Origin of the sequence: Flavobacterium sp. (assembly GCF_043760115.1) — a bacterium.
In the GTDB taxonomy this organism is placed as follows: Bacteria; Bacteroidota; Bacteroidia; order Flavobacteriales; family Flavobacteriaceae; genus Flavobacterium.
Map to the genome: position 1 here is coordinate 1 of NZ_JAYUPK010000125.1, position 15976 is coordinate 15976.

Below are 15976 nucleotides of genomic sequence, written 5' to 3' on the forward strand. Positions count from 1 at the left end.
AGTTGATTTTTGAAGTTGATTTTTGAAGTTGATTTTTGAAGTTGATTTTTGAAGTTGATTTTTGAAGTTGATTTTTAAAGTTGATTTTTGATGTTGATTTTTGAAGTTGATTTTTGAAGTTGATTTTTAAAGTTGAAATTTAATTATTTTCTCTATGTACTTTCTCAAAATCAAAAGCTGGTGTACAAATAGCAATATATTCGCAAGGTTCATCAAACGGATTAGAATATTGAACTCTAGTATTGGCTTCAATTTTAATAGATTGTCCAGTTTCTAGAATTATAACTTCATCCTCAATTATAAATTGCTTTTTCCCAGAAATAATATAAGTGTATTCTTCAAACTCTGGTGTTTGAAATGGTTCACTCCATTTTGGTGGCGCAATCATATGAGCAATAGAAATATTTTTATTTCCTGTGGTCGGAATTCCGTGATGTTCCTCAATTAATTTTCCATCAGTTGTTGGAACTACGAAAGGTGTTTTTTGTATTAGGTATTTTTTCATTTGCCGCAAAGGCGCGAAGGCGCAAAATTTTAATTTTATTTTTTAATTTGCTAAGATACTATGTAATTAAGATTATAAGTTTCAAACTTTTTATTTATAGAATCTTAGTGTCTTAGTGACTTGGTGGCGAAAATCTATTTCTTAAATATCTTCATCAAAACCCCAAAAACCCCACGAATAAAACTAGCACTAGTGACAACTTTAGTAACAGATTTTCCAATAACTTCGGCTGTACTTGGTTCGTTGCTTTTTCTAGGTTGTTCTTCTTCTTGTTCTTGCGCTTGAATTGTAGCTTCTTCAATTTTTTTAGTTAAAATTTCATAAGCACTTTCTCTGTCAATTTCTTCTTGATATTTTTTTACTAATTTTGATTTAATATTTATATCAGAAATTTCGCTGTCATTTAAAATATCCATTCTACTCATTGGCGCACGAAGCATTGTTGCTGCTAATGGCGTTGGAATTCCTTTTTCGTTTAATGCTGTAACCAATGCTTCTCCAATTCCAAGTGAAGTTAAAACTTCTTCGGTTTTATAATAGTCAGATGTTGGATAATTATCGGCAGTTTGATTAATTGCTTGCCTGTCATTTGCTGTAAAAGCTCTCAATGCATGTTGAATTTTCAATCCCAATTGTGCCAAAACGCCTTTAGGAATATCCATAGGGTTTTGAGTTACAAAGTAAACACCAATACCTTTAGAACGAATTAGTTTTATAATAGTTTCAATTTGATCCAATAATGCTTTACTTGCTTCGTCAAAAATTAAATGTGCTTCGTCAATAAATAGGACTAATTCTGGTTGTTCAACATCTCCTTTTTCAGGCATTTGCTGATAAATTTCTGCCAGCAAACTCAACATAAAAGTCGAGAATAGTTTTGGTTTATCTTGAATGTCGGTTAAACGTATTATATTAATGTATCCTTTTCCGTTTTCATCTATGCGAAGTAAATCATCAATTTCAAATGATTTTTCTCCAAAAAAGATATCGCCACCTTGTTGTTCCAGTTCAATAATTTTTCTCAGAATTGTTCCAGTTGTTGCGGTCGAAATTTTTCCATATTCTTCAGATATTTCGTCTTTTCCTTCTTCGGTTATATAATTAAGGACTTTTTTAATGTCTTTTAAATCTAAAAGAGGCATTTTTTTATCGTCACAATATTTAAAAATTACAGAAACAACTCCAGATTGCGTATCGTTTAAATTTAGTATTCTTGAGAATAAAACAGGGCCAAATTCAGATATTGTAGCTCGTAATCGAACACCATTTTGATCAGATAAAGTCATCAATTCTACAGGAAATGCTGCTGTTTTATATGGAATATTAATTTTTGCATGACGTTCTGTAATAAACGCTTTTTCTTCACCTTCTTTTGCAATTCCAGAAAAATCACCTTTTATATCCATCATTAAAACAGGAATTCCAAAAGATGATAATTGTTCAGATACTACTTGAATGGTTTTGGTTTTTCCAGTTCCAGTTGCACCAGCAATTAATCCGTGACGGTTTAATGTTTTTAATGGAATTTTTACAGCAGTTTCACTAATTGGTTCTCCATCTAGCATTGCTGCGCCAAGAAGAATACTTTCACCTTTAGAAGTATAACCTTCATTAATATATTGTATAAAATTTTCTTTATTGCTCATAAAATTTGATTGGATTGTAATTTATAACAAACGCAAGATAGTATTTTTGAATATTATTTTAATTTAAATCAACAACTTTGTTAATTAAAATTGTACATTAGTTTAAAATTTTAACAATTGTATATAACATTATATTAAAAACAACGTTATTACCTTACAAGTATATTTTTTTTAAAGTAAAAATAAATTCAATTTTTATGCTAAATTATTACTAATCACGTCTTTTGTTTACACATCTGTAATTTTGAGTTAAGTGAATGTTATAAAAAGTAAAAAAAGTTTTTTTATTTGAAGTAAAAAATTAAATTTGCTCTATTCAAGTTTATTAAAAACCTAACTAGTATAAATTATTAAAAACTATTAAATTTTAGAAAAATGGCAAACGTTAAAAAAGAAAATGGATCAAACGGTGGAGGAATGGTTACCGGAATTATCATTGTTGCATGTATTTTAGTTGGAACTCTTGTTTGGAAGTTTCTTATGGGAGCAGCTTCAAACTTTGAAGGTGGCGATATCGATAAAGGTCATCCTTTGAATACACTTGGTATGGTTTACAGAGGTGGATTTATTGTTCCAATATTATTAGGAATGTTATTAATGGTAATAGTATTTTCTTTAGAAAGATTTTTAGTTATTTCAAAAGCAGGCGGAAAAGGAAATTTAGATACTTTTATGAAAAAAGTACAGTCTCACATTTCTTCTGGAAACATGGAAGATGCAATTGATGCTTGCGACAAACAACAAGGTTCTGTAGCAAATGCTATAAAATCGGCATTAGTTAAATATCAAGATGTTAAAAAAGAAGGATTTAATAGTGAAGAAGCATCAGAAATGATTCACAAAGAAATTGAAGAAGCTACAACATTAGAAATGCCAATGTTAGAAAAACACATGACTATTTTATCAACTTTAGTTTCACTAGGAACTTTAGGTGGATTATTAGGAACGGTTTCTGGTATGATTAAAGCGTTTGGTGCTCTTGCAAGTGCAGGAACTCCAGATCAAGCTGCACTAGCAACTGGTATTTCTGAAGCACTTATTAATACAGCAACTGGTATTGCAACTTCTGCATTAGCAATTGTAATGTATAATTTCTTTACTTCTAAAATTGATACATTAACGTATTCTATTGACGAAGCTGGAACTACAATTGTAAATACTTACAGACGTTTAAGAGGAAGTTTAAAATAATATTTTTTTGATTTATAATTTTATAATCAAAATAATTAATTAAAAAAAGATGGCAAAAATAAAAACTAGAAAAAATGCAGCATCAATAGACATGACAGCAATGTGTGATGTGGCTTTTCTTTTGCTTACTTTCTTCATTTTAACAGCTACTGCCAAACAGCCAGAGGCATTGCCAGTAGTAACTCCAGCATCAACAGTACAAACTAAATTGCCAGAAACTGGTTTAATAACATTAACTGTTGGTAAAGATGCAGATAAAAATAAAGTGTTTATGGGTATCAAAGACAGAGATATTCGTGCTAGTACACTTAAACTTATGGAAGATAAATATGGTATAAAGTTTTCTCCAGAAGAATCAGCTCAGTTTGCGCTTATTGAAGAGTTTGGTGCTCCAATGCAGGATTTAAGCAGTGTTATAAAAATGAAAAGTGCAGATAGAAATAAAACTGGTGTTCAAGCAGGAATTCCTCTTGATTCATTAAACAATCAATTGAAAGATTGGATTTACACAGTACGTCAAGCTAATGCAGATATGGATTTAATTGACAAAAGAGGTCAGTTGAATTTTGCAATTAAAGGTGACGCTCAACAAGAATATCCACAAATAAGAAAAATTATGGATATTTTACAAGATCAAGATATTAATAATTTTAGTTTGGTTACTGGTTTAAGAGCCAGACCTAAAAATTAATATCTAAATTATTTAATTTTATAAAAAAATAATAAAATGGCTCAATTAAATACCGACGATGGCGGTGGTAAAAAAGGCGGTGGCAAAGTAAGAAGTAAAAAACAAAATTCTACTGTAGATTTAACTGCAATGGTAGATTTGGCATTCTTGTTGATTACTTTCTTTATGTTGACTACATCGTTATCAAAGCCACAATCTATGCCTTTGGGTTTACCTGCTAAAGATGATATAGATGATCCGATTCCACCTGTAAAAACTGACCAAAGAAGGACTGTAACGGTAATTTTGGGTAAAAATAATGCCATTAAATGGTATCATGGTTTACTTGAAGCTCCAGAAGCTAATGGGAAACCTCAAAATACAAGTTACGGAAAAGATGGAATTAGAAAAATATTACTAGATAGAGTACAATCTGTACCTCAAGTAACAGGTAATTTAAAAAAAGGTTTAATAGTTATTATAAAACCTACATCTAAATCTAACTATAGAAATTTAGTTGATATACTTGATGAAATGGTAATTTCAAAAGTAGATACTTATGCAATTGTAAATGATTTTTCTCCAGAAGAAAAAACATTAATAGCAGATATTACTAAATAATTTAATAAAACACATAAAAATGAAACTAGATTTATTAAATAGTAAATGGTTAGAGCTTGTTTTTGAAGGACGAAATAAAAGTTATGGTGCATACGATTTACGTAAAAAAAATACTAAAACTAATGTGCGTGCTTTCATAATCGGTGCTTTTATTTTTTCTTTAGCAGTTGCAACTCCATTATTGCTCAGTTTAATACCAGATTCTTCAGATGATCTAACAATAAACCAAAAAGTTACTACAGTTAAATTGCCACCAAAAGAAGAAAAACCTAAAGAAGATTTAAAACCACCGCCACCACCACCACCAAAACAAGACGTTGTAAAATTTGTGAAGCCAGTTGTGGCTAAGACAGATGATGTGGTGGAAGAAATAAAAAAAATTGAAGAAATAAAAGATCAAAATCTTGGTAAAAAAGATATAGAAGGAGATGAAAATGCCGATTTACAACCAGGACCAATTGATGATGGACCAAAACAACAAGAAGTTGTGGAAGATGATAATAAAATTTATAATTCTGCTGGACTTGAAGTAAAACCAGAGTTTCCTGGTGGAATTGCAAAGTTTTATAATTTTGTGAAAAATACATTTACACCACCAGATGAACCAGGTTTAAATGGAAGAGTTACTGTTTCTTTCGTAGTAGAAAAAGATGGAACCTTAACAGATATTAAAGTATTAAAAGATATTGGTTTTGGTACAAAGCAAGAAGCAGAAAGAGTACTTAGAAAATCGCCACGTTGGACTCCAGCAGAACAAAATGGTAAAAAAGTAAGATGTTCCTATGTAATTCCTATTACAATACAAACTCCAGAAGAATAATGCTTTCAAATTTAATTGAAAACTTCAAGAAGAAATCGCTTAAAGAGCGATTTCTTCTGTTTATAGGAATTTTGTTTTTTTTGATTTATTTAACATTTGGACTGGCAATTATTTTCTGGGAAAAGTTACCCTATAAAATGCCATTACTATACAGAATTGCTTTAGGTATTTTATTAATAGTTTATGCTTTTATACGATTTCTAAGATTATTAAAAACAAATAATGATGAAGAGTAGTCACATAAAATCGATATTTATTGTTTCTTTTATTCTGATTTTTACTTTCTTTGCCTGCAATAAAACAGTAAAAGATCAAAATGATGCCGAAACTATAATTTCTGGTAAAACTAATTTACTAGTTGATGAAACTTTGGTGCCAATTATAGAAGATTTTAAAACAGTTTTTGAAGCGCATTATAAAGCAAAAATTAATTTGATTGCTAGATCAGAAAAAGAAAGTATTTTATCATTATCTAAAGGCGAAGCAGATATTATTGTTTTATCGAGAAAATTAAATAAAAATGAATTGGCTTTTTTTAAGCAAAAGAAAATAAATCCTGTAGTAACTCCTTTCGCTATTGATGCCTTAACATTTATTAAAAAAAAATCTACAAACGATACTTTAATTGCATTAGTTGACGTTATAAACTTTGTAAAAGGACAAAAAAACACCATAAAAGGATTGGTTTTTGACAATCCAAATTCTAGTTCTGTTCGTTTAATTTGCGAATTAGCAGGCGTAAAAGAATTACCAAAAAATGGTATTTTTTCATTTAGTACTAATGATGAAGTTTTAAAACATATTGCTACTAATGATGGAATGATTGGAGTTGTTGGATTAAACTGGTTGTCACAATCTAAACCCGAAATGAAACAATATATTGACACTATTTCTGTTATGTATGTAAAAGACGATAAAGGAAATTATAATTATCCTTCTCAAGAGAGCATTGCAACAAGAAAATATCCTTTGGCACGCGTTTTGTATATTATCAATTGTCAAGGTTACGAAGGTTTAGGAATGGGATTTGCATCATTTATAGCTGGAGAAATTGGACAAAGAATTTTATTACAATCTGGATTAGCTCCAATACGTGAACCAAGCAGAAATATTATTATTAGAAATCAAATAGAAATTAAGAAATAAATTAAAACGATGAATACATTAAAAAGTTTAAGTTTAGCAATGATTGCTGTAGCATCAGTAAGTCAGGCACAAGATTTGAATCAAGCAAAAAAAGCAATTGATGCTGAACAGTATGACAAAGCAAAGTCAATGTTGAAAAGTATTATTCAAACTAAGAGTTCTGGAAAAGCTACCTTTTTATTGGGTACAATTTATTTGACTCAAAAAGTTGATGATTCAGCCAAAATTTATTTTGATAAAGGTTTATCATCTCCAGATGGTGGAAAATTTAATTCAATTGGACTTGGTCAATTAGATTTGAATAAAGATGATGTTGCTAGTGCCAAAGCAAAATTTGATATGGTACTTAAAGATGTAAAAAAGAAAGATGTTGAAGAGTACATTTATGTTGCAAAAGCATACATGAATGCTGATAAGCCAGATTATAAAAGTGCTATTGCAGTGTTAACTAAAGCAAAATTGGCTAATCCTAATGACGCTAATGTACAATTGGCTCTTGGTGACGCACTTTATGGAGATAAAAACCAAAACGAAGCTTATTCTGCCTACAGAAGTGCTTACCAAACTGACAGTTCTTTAATTAGAGCTAAAATGCAATTGGGTGTTTTGTTAAAAGGTGCAAAGCAATATGATAAAGCTGTAGAATCTTATAATGAGGTAATAAAAATTGATCCTAATTATGGTCCAGTTTATAGAGAATTAGCAGAAACTCATTATTATTGGGCCAACAATAAAAATGTAAATTATGAAGAATACATTAAAAAATCGTTAGGTTTTTACGAAAAATATATGTCTTTGACAGATTATTCTTTGTCTTCTAGAATGCGTCATGCCGATTTTTTAATTCTTGCAAAAGATTATAAAGCGCTTGAAGTTGAAGCTAATGAAATGAAAAAATTGGATAAAGTAAATCCAAGAATACTTCGTTATTTAGGTTATTCTGCATACGAAAACGGAAATAATGAAGCTGCGATTACTGCTTTAAACGATTATATTTCTAAAGGAGGAAAAGTTATTGCTGGCGATTATTATTATTTAGGATTGGCATTTGTAAAAAAATCGGTTGGAGCTGATGCTAAAATTGCAGATGTAACTTTATATAATTCTGGTATTGCTCAAATAAAAAAAGCAGTAGAAATGGAACCAAATCTTGCTAATGCATTGAATGAAATTGGTAAAGGATATTTTACACAAAAATCGTATGATGTTGCAGCAGGTATTTTTGAAATAGCAATTAGTAATCCTAACTCTAAAAATTATCTTGAAGATAATAATTATTACGGAATTTGTGTTTATTTATTAAACCGAGGTAAAGATGCTAAATCTATTGATAAAATAAGTTTAGAGAAAGCTGATGTTGCAATGGATAATGTTATAAATGCATCTCCAACCTATCAAGAGGCGTTTTTATATAAAGCTAGAATCAATAATTCTTTAGATAAAGATGACGTTATGGCTGTAAATTATCAAAAATTTGTTGATTTGATACTTTTAAAAACTCCAGAAGAAATTGAAAAAAATAAAACTAAATTAACGGAATCATATAACAATATCGGAGCAAATTATGCCAATACTGATAAAGTAAAAGCTAAAGAAAATTTTACTAAAACGCTAGCAATAGATCCAACAAATGCTTACGCAAATGATGCTATTAAGTCGTTGAAATGAACTTCGGAACCCACAATGCCTGTAAAACCTTCTACTACTCCAACAACTAAACCTAAAGTTGTGAAAAAAGTAAAGAAGAAAAAATAAATTTAAAAACTCGTTTAGCTTTAAAACTAAACGAGTTTTTTATTGTTAAAAGTTAAGATTTATATTTAACAGGAATACGTGGTTTTAAATTTTTAGTTACTATAATAATATGTTTTATTCTTATTGTATTAATTTGAAAAATAAAATAAAGGTTATTATTAACAAATAATAAACCATAATCTTCTACCAATCTCCACTTGCTCCACCTCCACCAAAACTTCCACCACCACCAAATCCTCCAAAACCTCCGCCAGAAGAACCTCCAAAACCTTCACCAAAACTTCCTCCACCAGAACTTCTACCCATACTACTTAAAATAATAATATCTAATAAACTTGGTCCACCACCAGAATTGTTTCCAGAGTTTCCTCCTCCTTTATTTTTAAAAGCAATAAAAAATATAACTATAAAAATTATTAAAAAGAATAGTAAAGAACCATAACCTTCATTTGATTTTTTCTTGTCATTTTTATATTCACCTTTCATTATTTTGAAGATGGCATTTGTACCATTATCAATTCCTTCAAAATATCGATTTTCTTTAAATGAAGGTTTTACAACCAGTTCAATAATTCTTCTAGAAAGCGCATCTGTAAGTAAATGTTCTGTTCCATAACCAGTTTGGATGGTCATTTTTCTATCATTTTTCGAAATAAGAAAAATAATTCCATTGTCTTTACCTTTTTGACCAATTTGCCATTTTTGACCTAATTCAGTTGCATATCTTGCAATTTCTTCTCCTTGAGTGGTTGGAACAATCATTACAAAAATTTCAGTAGATGTACCTTCTGAATAAACTTTTAATTTATCATATAAAATTTTAATTTCAGATTCAGATAATGTTTTAGTACTATCAATTATTGGAGGTATAAAAGATGGTTTTTCAGGAATTTTTATTTGTGATAATACAAGTTGAGTAAACAAGAATAAAAATGTTATCAAAAAGAATTTTATTGTTTTAAAAACTAGCTGTTTCATCCTTTTGATATTTCATTAGAAAGTTCATCGATATCATTATCGTCAAATGGGAAGTGTTTTTTGAGTTGCTCACCTGTAGAATTAATTCCTTCTACTATAGCTAGTTTATTGGCACCATTTTTAAAATGACCAACCATAATATCCTTGGTAATATTCCAAAAGTCTTTATTTACTTTATCATTTATACCTTTGTCACCATAAATTGCAAATTGTTTACTTTTTACAGCAACGTAAATAATTACACCATTTCTAAGTTGTGTTTCATCCATTTTTAATTCGTGAAAAACAGCCATTGCTCTTTCAATTGGAGCAATGTCTGTTCTTTTTTCTAAATGGATACGAATTTCACCAGAAGTATTTTTTTCAGCCATTCGAATAGCTTCAACTACTTCTATTTCTTCGGCTTTAGTTAAAAAATCTTCTACTTTAGACATTATTTAGTTTCTTTTTTATCAAAATTAAATTCTACATCTGGAGCTTTTTCTGCACCTGCATCAGCTTTAAATCTTGCAATTTCTCCAAAACCAAATATTTTCGCGAAAATCACACTAGGAAAACTTCTAGTTTTTTTATCGTAAATATTTGCAGCATCATTAAATCTATCTCTTTCTACATTAATTCTATTTTCTGTGCCTTCAATTTGTGATTGTAATTCTCTAAATCCTTGTGTTGCAGTTAATGTAGGATATTGTTCTACAGAAACTAATAGTCTTGATAAAGAGGAAGTTAGTCCAGATTGTGCTTGTTGAAATTGTGCTAACTGTTCAGGTGTTATATTTGTTGGATCAATAGTTACAGATGTTGCTTTAGCTCTAGCTTCAATAACAGCAGTTAGAGTACCTTTTTCAAAATCTGCTGCACCTTGAACAGTTTTTACTAAATTTCCAATAAGATCATTTCTTCTTTGATAAGAACTTTCAACTTTTGACCAAGCAGTTTTTGTGTCAGCTTGAACACCAACAAGTCCATTATACGATGACATTCCCAACAATACTAAAACTACTAATATACCAATTGGTAATAACCATTTTCTCATAATTTCTAATTTTTTAATCTGAATTTATTTCAGATTCTGTTAATAATTAATTTGTTTTATTTTTAGGTTTTATTTTATTTTTAATTTGAATACTAACTCAAATCGAATTCTTAATACTCAATAATTGTGCCCTAACCGATTCTAGTTTACTAATAATTTCAAATTTATCTAAGGTTTTTTTCTGACCTTCTTTTAAATGAGTTTTTGCACCATCAAGTGTAAAACCACGTTCTTTAACCAAGTGATAAATAAGTTTCAAGTTCTTTACATCTTCTTGCGTAAACATTCTGTTTCCTTTGGCATTTTTCTTAGGTTTTAAGATGTCAAATTCCTTATCCCAAAAACGAATTAAGGACGCATTAACATCAAACGCATCGGCAATTTCACCAATACTAAAATACAATTTATCTTTAGATAATTCTATGTGCATAATTTTACAATAACAATTTCAACTTCAAAAATCAATTTCAACTTCAAAAATCAATTTCAACTTCAAAAATCAATTTCAACTTCAAAATTCAATTTCAACTTCAAAAATCAATATCAACTTCAAAAATCAATTTTTAAATAATTTTCAAATCTTAAACAATTCAAAACTCACAACTCAAAACTCAAAACTCAAAACTCACAACCCAAAACCCACAACAAATCACTAGTCCAACGACTGATTCTCCTGATTAGCAATTTTAGCAATAGCAACATATTCAGCAGCCGAAATGTTTCCGTAATAAAAATTTATCGGATTCACCACAGTTCCATCTTTATGAACTTCATAATGTAAATGTGGCGCTTCACTTCGTCCTGTACTTCCAACAAACCCAATAATATCGCCACGTTTCACGCTTTGTCCTGTACTAACATTATATTTACTTAAATGCGCATACAAAGTTAAATAACCAAATCCGTGTGTAATTTCTATATGATTTCCATAACCAGACAACGAATTGTCAGCACTTTTTACAACACCATCGCCAGTTGCATAAATTGGAGTACCACTTTGAGCCGTAAAATCCATGCCTTCATGCATTTTTCTAACCTTTGTAAACGGATCACTTCTAAATCCAAATCCAGATGCCATTCGCCTTAAGTCTTCATTTTTCACAGGTTGAATTGCCGGAATTGCACTTAATAATTTATCTTTTGCCTTAGCCAAACCCAAAATTTCATCTAGAGATTTCGATTGAATTGCCAATTGTTTCGTAATCATATCAACACGTTTCGAAGTGCTAATTACCAAGTCCGAATTATTAAAACCTTCCAATTCTTTATATCTATCGGCATCAATAAAACCTTTTTTTCTATCGCTATTTGCAATTGGCGAAGCGTTAAAAAACGTTCTATACAAGTTATTATCTCTATCTTCAACGTTGGCCAAAACTTCGTCTAAGTCATTGATTTTCTTATTTAAAATGGCATATTTTAACTTCATTTTTTCAATTTCAGTTGCCTGAATTTTATCTCTCGGAGTAACAAAATATGGAAAATTCATCAACAACACAAAGCATAAAAAACCAAACAAAGCTGATGCCAATAAAAACAACGCAAAATAACCCAATTTTCGACCTTTTTTTGGCTTAATCTTTCGATAAGCTAAATTTTCAGAATCGTAATAATATTTTACTTTCGACATTTCTTAAAATACACTATTTTTGTGGCACAAATTTAAACACACAGTTGTTATATCAACAAATTTAAGAAATGTTTCCAAGTATCCTATTTTTTAGGAGCAAATATTTTGGGCATTTCTAGTTAAGTAATTCCTGCTTTCCGTTTCAATATCTTTGCCAAAGTTTTAAACTTTGGCAAAGATGATTTACACTACAATCAGGGCTAAAAGACAAAGTGTATTGAGTGAAAATAAATAGTAAAAGTTATAAAAAGAAAAATATGAAAACATTTTGTTTGTTTTTTTTGATTATTTCATCTTGGAGTTGTTCTAAAAAAATAAATCAAGAAGTCTATGTTGGTTACGAACCAATTATGTGGAATACCGATGATAACGGAAATAAAACTAATACAGATTTTCAAAATCCTAGCCAAAAATGGTTTCATAGGAATATATTAAAAATAAAAAATGACAGTGTTTTTCTTGATAGAACTCCATTATCTATAATAGGAAATAAAACTTTATATTCATCATCTGATGGAGGTTTTTACTATTATAAAGGAATAATTATTAAAGAAAATGATGAAACTAAAATCGAATTAACAGAAATAGTTTGCGATTATTGTCCTGTTGAAGTTTCAAAAAATAAAAATGATACAATTCCAAAAAGAAAACTTTATGGAAAAATTACAGCAGAAGGAATTGAAATAAATAATGTAAAAATAAATGAGAAAAAAGATTCTAAACTTTTATTGATTAGCGAAAATATAAAAGAAAATTAAAAAACATGGTTAAACTCTATAAGAATATTACAATTCTTAATTTTCTTAATATCTTAATGGTTTAAATAATCTACTCATGATTTTTATAAAAACGATAACTAATAAAAAATAACCTTTGTGTCTTTGCAATCAGCAAATTCCAAAAACATAAATAATGACATCACAACAAATACGCAAACAATTTCTAGACTTCTTTCAATCTAAAGGACATTTAATAGTTCCATCAGCGCCAATAGTTTTAAAGAACGATCCAACATTGATGTTCAATAACTCTGGAATGGCGCAATTCAAGGAATACTTTCTAGGAAACGGAACGCCAAAAAGCAACCGAATTGCCGACACACAAAAATGCCTTCGCGTTTCAGGAAAACATAACGATCTTGAAGATGTAGGTTTTGATACTTATCATCACACCATGTTTGAAATGCTTGGCAATTGGTCGTTTGGCGATTATTTTAAAAAAGATGCCATCAATTGGGCTTGGGAATTATTGACTGAAGTATATAAAATTCCAAAAGAAAATTTATACGTTTCAGTATTTGAAGGAAGCAAGGAAGACAACGTTCCTTTTGACCAAGAAGCTTGGGACATTTGGAAAAATTTAATCAGCGAAGACCGAATTATTCTAGGAAATAAAAAAGATAATTTTTGGGAAATGGGCGATCAAGGTCCATGTGGTCCATGTTCAGAAATTCATGTAGACATAAGAACTCCAGAAGAAAAATTAAAAATTTCTGGAAAAAGTTTAGTCAATAATGATCATCCTCAAGTAGTAGAAATTTGGAATAATGTTTTTATGGAATTCAACCGTAAAGCCGATGGTTCATTAGAAAAATTGCCTGCACAACATGTAGACACAGGAATGGGATTTGAACGACTTTGTATGGCGTTACAAAACGTAACCTCTAATTATGATACTGATGTTTTTACACCACTTATTGAAAAATTAGAACAAATTACAGGATTTAAATATAGTTCCAATTCCGTACGCGACTTGTCCATACAAGAAGAAAAAACAAACATCGCAATTCGTGTAATTGTAGATCACGTTCGTGCGGTAGCATTTGCAATTGCCGACGGACAATTACCATCTAACACTGGCGCAGGTTATGTAATTCGCAGGATTTTGCGTCGCGCTATTCGTTACGGATTTACTTTTTTAGATACCAAAGAACCTTTTATTTATAAATTGGTTGAAGTTTTAGCAAACCAAATTGGCGAATTTTTCCCAGAAATAAAATCGCAACAACAATTGGTAACCAATGTAATTCGTGAAGAAGAATCCTCTTTTTTACGTACTTTAGATCAAGGTTTGCAATTATTAGATAACGTAATTGCTCAAACTAAAGCCAAAGAAGTTTCTGGAGTAAAAGCATTCGAATTATATGATACTTTCGGGTTTCCTAAAGATTTAACTGCTTTAATCTTGAAAGAAAAAAACATGTCTTTCAACGAAACTGAATTTGAAGCATCAATGCAAGAACAAAAAAAGCGTTCTCGAGCAGCAAGTGAAGTTTCAACAGAAGATTGGTCGGTTTTAATTCCTGGAAACGTCGAAACATTTATAGGTTATGATAAAACAGAAAACGAAGTAAAAATTACTAGAATTAGAAAAGTAGATTCTAAGAAAGACGGAATTTTATACCAAATAGTTTTAAACAACACTCCATTTTACCCAGAAGGTGGCGGACAAGTTGGCGATAAAGGAATCCTCATCCCAACCTTCTCCAAAGGAGAAGGATCAATCGAAATTATTGATACTAAAAAGGAAAATAACTTAATTATTCATTATGCTAAAAGTTTGCCTGAAAATATTGAAGCTGAATTTGTAGCCAAAGTAAACACCAATTTGAGAACGTCAACATCTAAAAATCACTCAGCTACACATTTAATGCATTTGGCATTACGAAACATTTTGGGAACTCATGTTGAGCAAAAAGGTTCGTTGGTAAATCCAAATTATTTACGTTTTGATTTCTCTCATTTTTCTAAAGTTTCTGATGATGAATTACGTCAAGTTGAAGCAAGTGTAAATAATCAAATTGAAACACAACTACAATTAGTAGAACATAGAAATATTCCAATAAAAGATGCTTTAGAAAAAGGCGCAATGGCATTGTTTGGTGAAAAATATGGAGATTCAGTTCGAATGATAGAATTTGGCGAAAGCAAAGAATTATGTGGAGGAATTCATGTGAAAAACACATCCGAAATTTGGCATTTCAAAATAATTTCTGAAGGCGCAGTTGCAGCAGGAATTCGCAGAATTGAAGCAATTACTGGTGATGCAGTTAAGGATTTCTATCAGAATCAAGAAAACACCTTAACCGAAATAAAAGAAACATTAAAAAATCCACAAGATGTTTTGAAATCGGTTACTTCATTACAAGATGATAATTCGAAATTGAAAAAACAAATTGAACAATTATTGAAAGAGAAAATTGAAGTATTAAAAAATAATTTACTGTTAGAATTTCAAGAAATAAATGGCATTAATTTTCTATCAAAACAAGTTGATTTATCAATGAATTCGACTAAAGATTTAACTCAAGCAATAGGAAGTTCTAAACCAAATTCGTTTGTTTTTTTAGCATCAATTGAAGACGAAACACCAAATATTCATTGTTATATTTCTAAAGAATTAGTTACCGAAAAATCATTAAATGCAGGAAATGTAATTAGAGAATTATCCAACTATATTGATGGAAATGGTGGCGGACAACCATTTTTTGCATCTGGAAAAGGAAAAAATGTTAACGGAATTAAGGAAGCTTTAGAAAAAGCTGTTGATTTTGTGAAGTAAAACAACATTCTATTTCATAATTAAAAGCAATTTGAATGGGTTTTAACAACCATTCGAATTGCTTTTTTTGTATTTATGGTATTTATTTTAAACTAATACTTTAATTTTATGGTATTTATTTTAAATTAATTATATAGTATAATGGTATTTATGTTATATTTGTATCTTAAGATTTAAATTAAGTGCTGAATTCAAGTTACAAATGCAACTTTTTGGTTAAACATATAATTTGGTGATTCAAAATTAAATTTTTTTCTTGGTCTATTGTTAATTTTTTCTTGTATTCCATATAATTTTTCGTCTGTTAATTCTTCAAAGGAACTTGACTTAGGAATATATTGCCTTAAAAGTCCGTTTAGGTTTTCATTTGCGCCTCGTTCCCAAGGACTGTATGGATTTGCAAAATAAAAATCGATA

16 protein-coding genes are annotated in these 15976 nt (G+C 29.7%); 8 read left to right on the forward strand and 8 right to left on the reverse strand.

The annotated features are described in order from the left end of the window. Positions 1 to 139: 139 nt before the first annotated feature. Both ACH2BC_RS10560 and ACH2BC_RS10565 read right to left on the reverse strand, forming a co-directional pair. Entirely contained in the window at positions 140 to 505 is a 366-nt protein-coding gene (locus ACH2BC_RS10560) for a cupin domain-containing protein (protein WP_395053964.1), read from the reverse strand. Positions 506 to 639: 134 nt separating this feature from the next. Next, positions 640 to 2151, reverse strand: coding sequence for a helicase HerA-like domain-containing protein (locus tag ACH2BC_RS10565; protein ID WP_395053965.1), 1512 nt, complete (start codon positions 2149 to 2151; stop codon positions 640 to 642). A gap of 375 nt (positions 2152 to 2526) precedes the next feature. Here ACH2BC_RS10565 and ACH2BC_RS10570 point away from each other — a divergent pair, with 375 nt between their 5' ends. From ACH2BC_RS10570 to ACH2BC_RS10595, 6 genes are all read left to right on the forward strand, one after another. Further along, complete coding sequence (locus ACH2BC_RS10570) at positions 2527 to 3342, forward strand: MotA/TolQ/ExbB proton channel family protein (protein WP_395053966.1); 816 nt, start codon at positions 2527 to 2529, stop codon at positions 3340 to 3342. Between the two features lie 49 nt (positions 3343 to 3391). Further along, positions 3392 to 4033 (forward strand): ExbD/TolR family protein, encoded by a 642-nt coding sequence (locus tag ACH2BC_RS10575; protein WP_395053967.1) that lies wholly within the window; start codon positions 3392 to 3394, stop codon positions 4031 to 4033. Between the two features lie 36 nt (positions 4034 to 4069). Further along, positions 4070 to 4633, forward strand: a complete 564-nt coding sequence (locus ACH2BC_RS10580) for an ExbD/TolR family protein (RefSeq protein ID WP_395053968.1) — start codon at positions 4070 to 4072, stop codon at positions 4631 to 4633. A 19-nt stretch (positions 4634 to 4652) separates the two neighbouring features. Continuing rightward, on the forward strand, positions 4653 to 5453 hold the full coding sequence (locus ACH2BC_RS10585) for an energy transducer TonB (protein WP_395053969.1): 801 nt from the start codon (positions 4653 to 4655) through the stop codon (positions 5451 to 5453). 225 nt (positions 5454 to 5678) lie between these two features. Beyond that, complete coding sequence (locus ACH2BC_RS10590; RefSeq protein ID WP_395053970.1) at positions 5679 to 6599, forward strand: PstS family phosphate ABC transporter substrate-binding protein; 921 nt, start codon at positions 5679 to 5681, stop codon at positions 6597 to 6599. Between the two features lie 9 nt (positions 6600 to 6608). After that, the gene (locus ACH2BC_RS10595) at positions 6609 to 8267 is read left to right on the forward strand and encodes a tetratricopeptide repeat protein (RefSeq protein WP_395053971.1); all 1659 of its coding nucleotides are present in this window, start codon (positions 6609 to 6611) and stop codon (positions 8265 to 8267) included. Positions 8268 to 8537: 270 nt separating this feature from the next. On the opposite strand, the gene ACH2BC_RS10600 is transcribed toward ACH2BC_RS10595, so the two are convergent. The 5 genes from ACH2BC_RS10600 to ACH2BC_RS10620 all read right to left on the reverse strand — a co-directional run bounded on the left by ACH2BC_RS10600 (position 8538) and on the right by ACH2BC_RS10620 (position 11998). Then, complete coding sequence (locus ACH2BC_RS10600; protein ID WP_395053972.1) at positions 8538 to 9332, reverse strand: TPM domain-containing protein; 795 nt, start codon at positions 9330 to 9332, stop codon at positions 8538 to 8540. Continuing rightward, positions 9329 to 9766, reverse strand: coding sequence for a TPM domain-containing protein (locus tag ACH2BC_RS10605; protein ID WP_395053973.1), 438 nt, complete (start codon positions 9764 to 9766; stop codon positions 9329 to 9331). Before ACH2BC_RS10605 ends, ACH2BC_RS10600 begins: the two co-directional genes overlap by 4 nt. After that, positions 9766 to 10368, reverse strand: coding sequence for a LemA family protein (locus tag ACH2BC_RS10610; RefSeq protein WP_395053974.1), 603 nt, complete (start codon positions 10366 to 10368; stop codon positions 9766 to 9768). The genes ACH2BC_RS10605 and ACH2BC_RS10610 overlap by 1 nt, the downstream gene beginning before the upstream one ends. Positions 10369 to 10465: 97 nt before the next feature. Continuing rightward, complete coding sequence (locus ACH2BC_RS10615; protein ID WP_395053975.1) at positions 10466 to 10798, reverse strand: MerR family transcriptional regulator; 333 nt, start codon at positions 10796 to 10798, stop codon at positions 10466 to 10468. A gap of 222 nt (positions 10799 to 11020) precedes the next feature. Beyond that, positions 11021 to 11998, reverse strand: coding sequence for a M23 family metallopeptidase (locus ACH2BC_RS10620; RefSeq protein ID WP_395053976.1), 978 nt, complete (start codon positions 11996 to 11998; stop codon positions 11021 to 11023). Between the two features lie 257 nt (positions 11999 to 12255). On the opposite strand from ACH2BC_RS10620, the gene ACH2BC_RS10625 reads away from it, so the two are divergent. Together ACH2BC_RS10625 and alaS are read left to right on the forward strand one after the other, a co-directional pair. Further along, entirely contained in the window at positions 12256 to 12756 is a 501-nt protein-coding gene (locus tag ACH2BC_RS10625; RefSeq protein WP_395053977.1) for a hypothetical protein, read from the forward strand. Between the two features lie 154 nt (positions 12757 to 12910). Continuing rightward, the gene (alaS, locus tag ACH2BC_RS10630) at positions 12911 to 15559 is read left to right on the forward strand and encodes an alanine--tRNA ligase (protein ID WP_395053978.1); all 2649 of its coding nucleotides are present in this window, start codon (positions 12911 to 12913) and stop codon (positions 15557 to 15559) included. A 191-nt stretch (positions 15560 to 15750) separates the two neighbouring features. Here the strand turns inward: alaS and ACH2BC_RS10635 are convergent. Beyond that, positions 15751 to 15976: IS30 family transposase (locus tag ACH2BC_RS10635; protein ID WP_395053979.1), on the reverse strand; the 226-nt coding region annotated here is incomplete at its 5' end.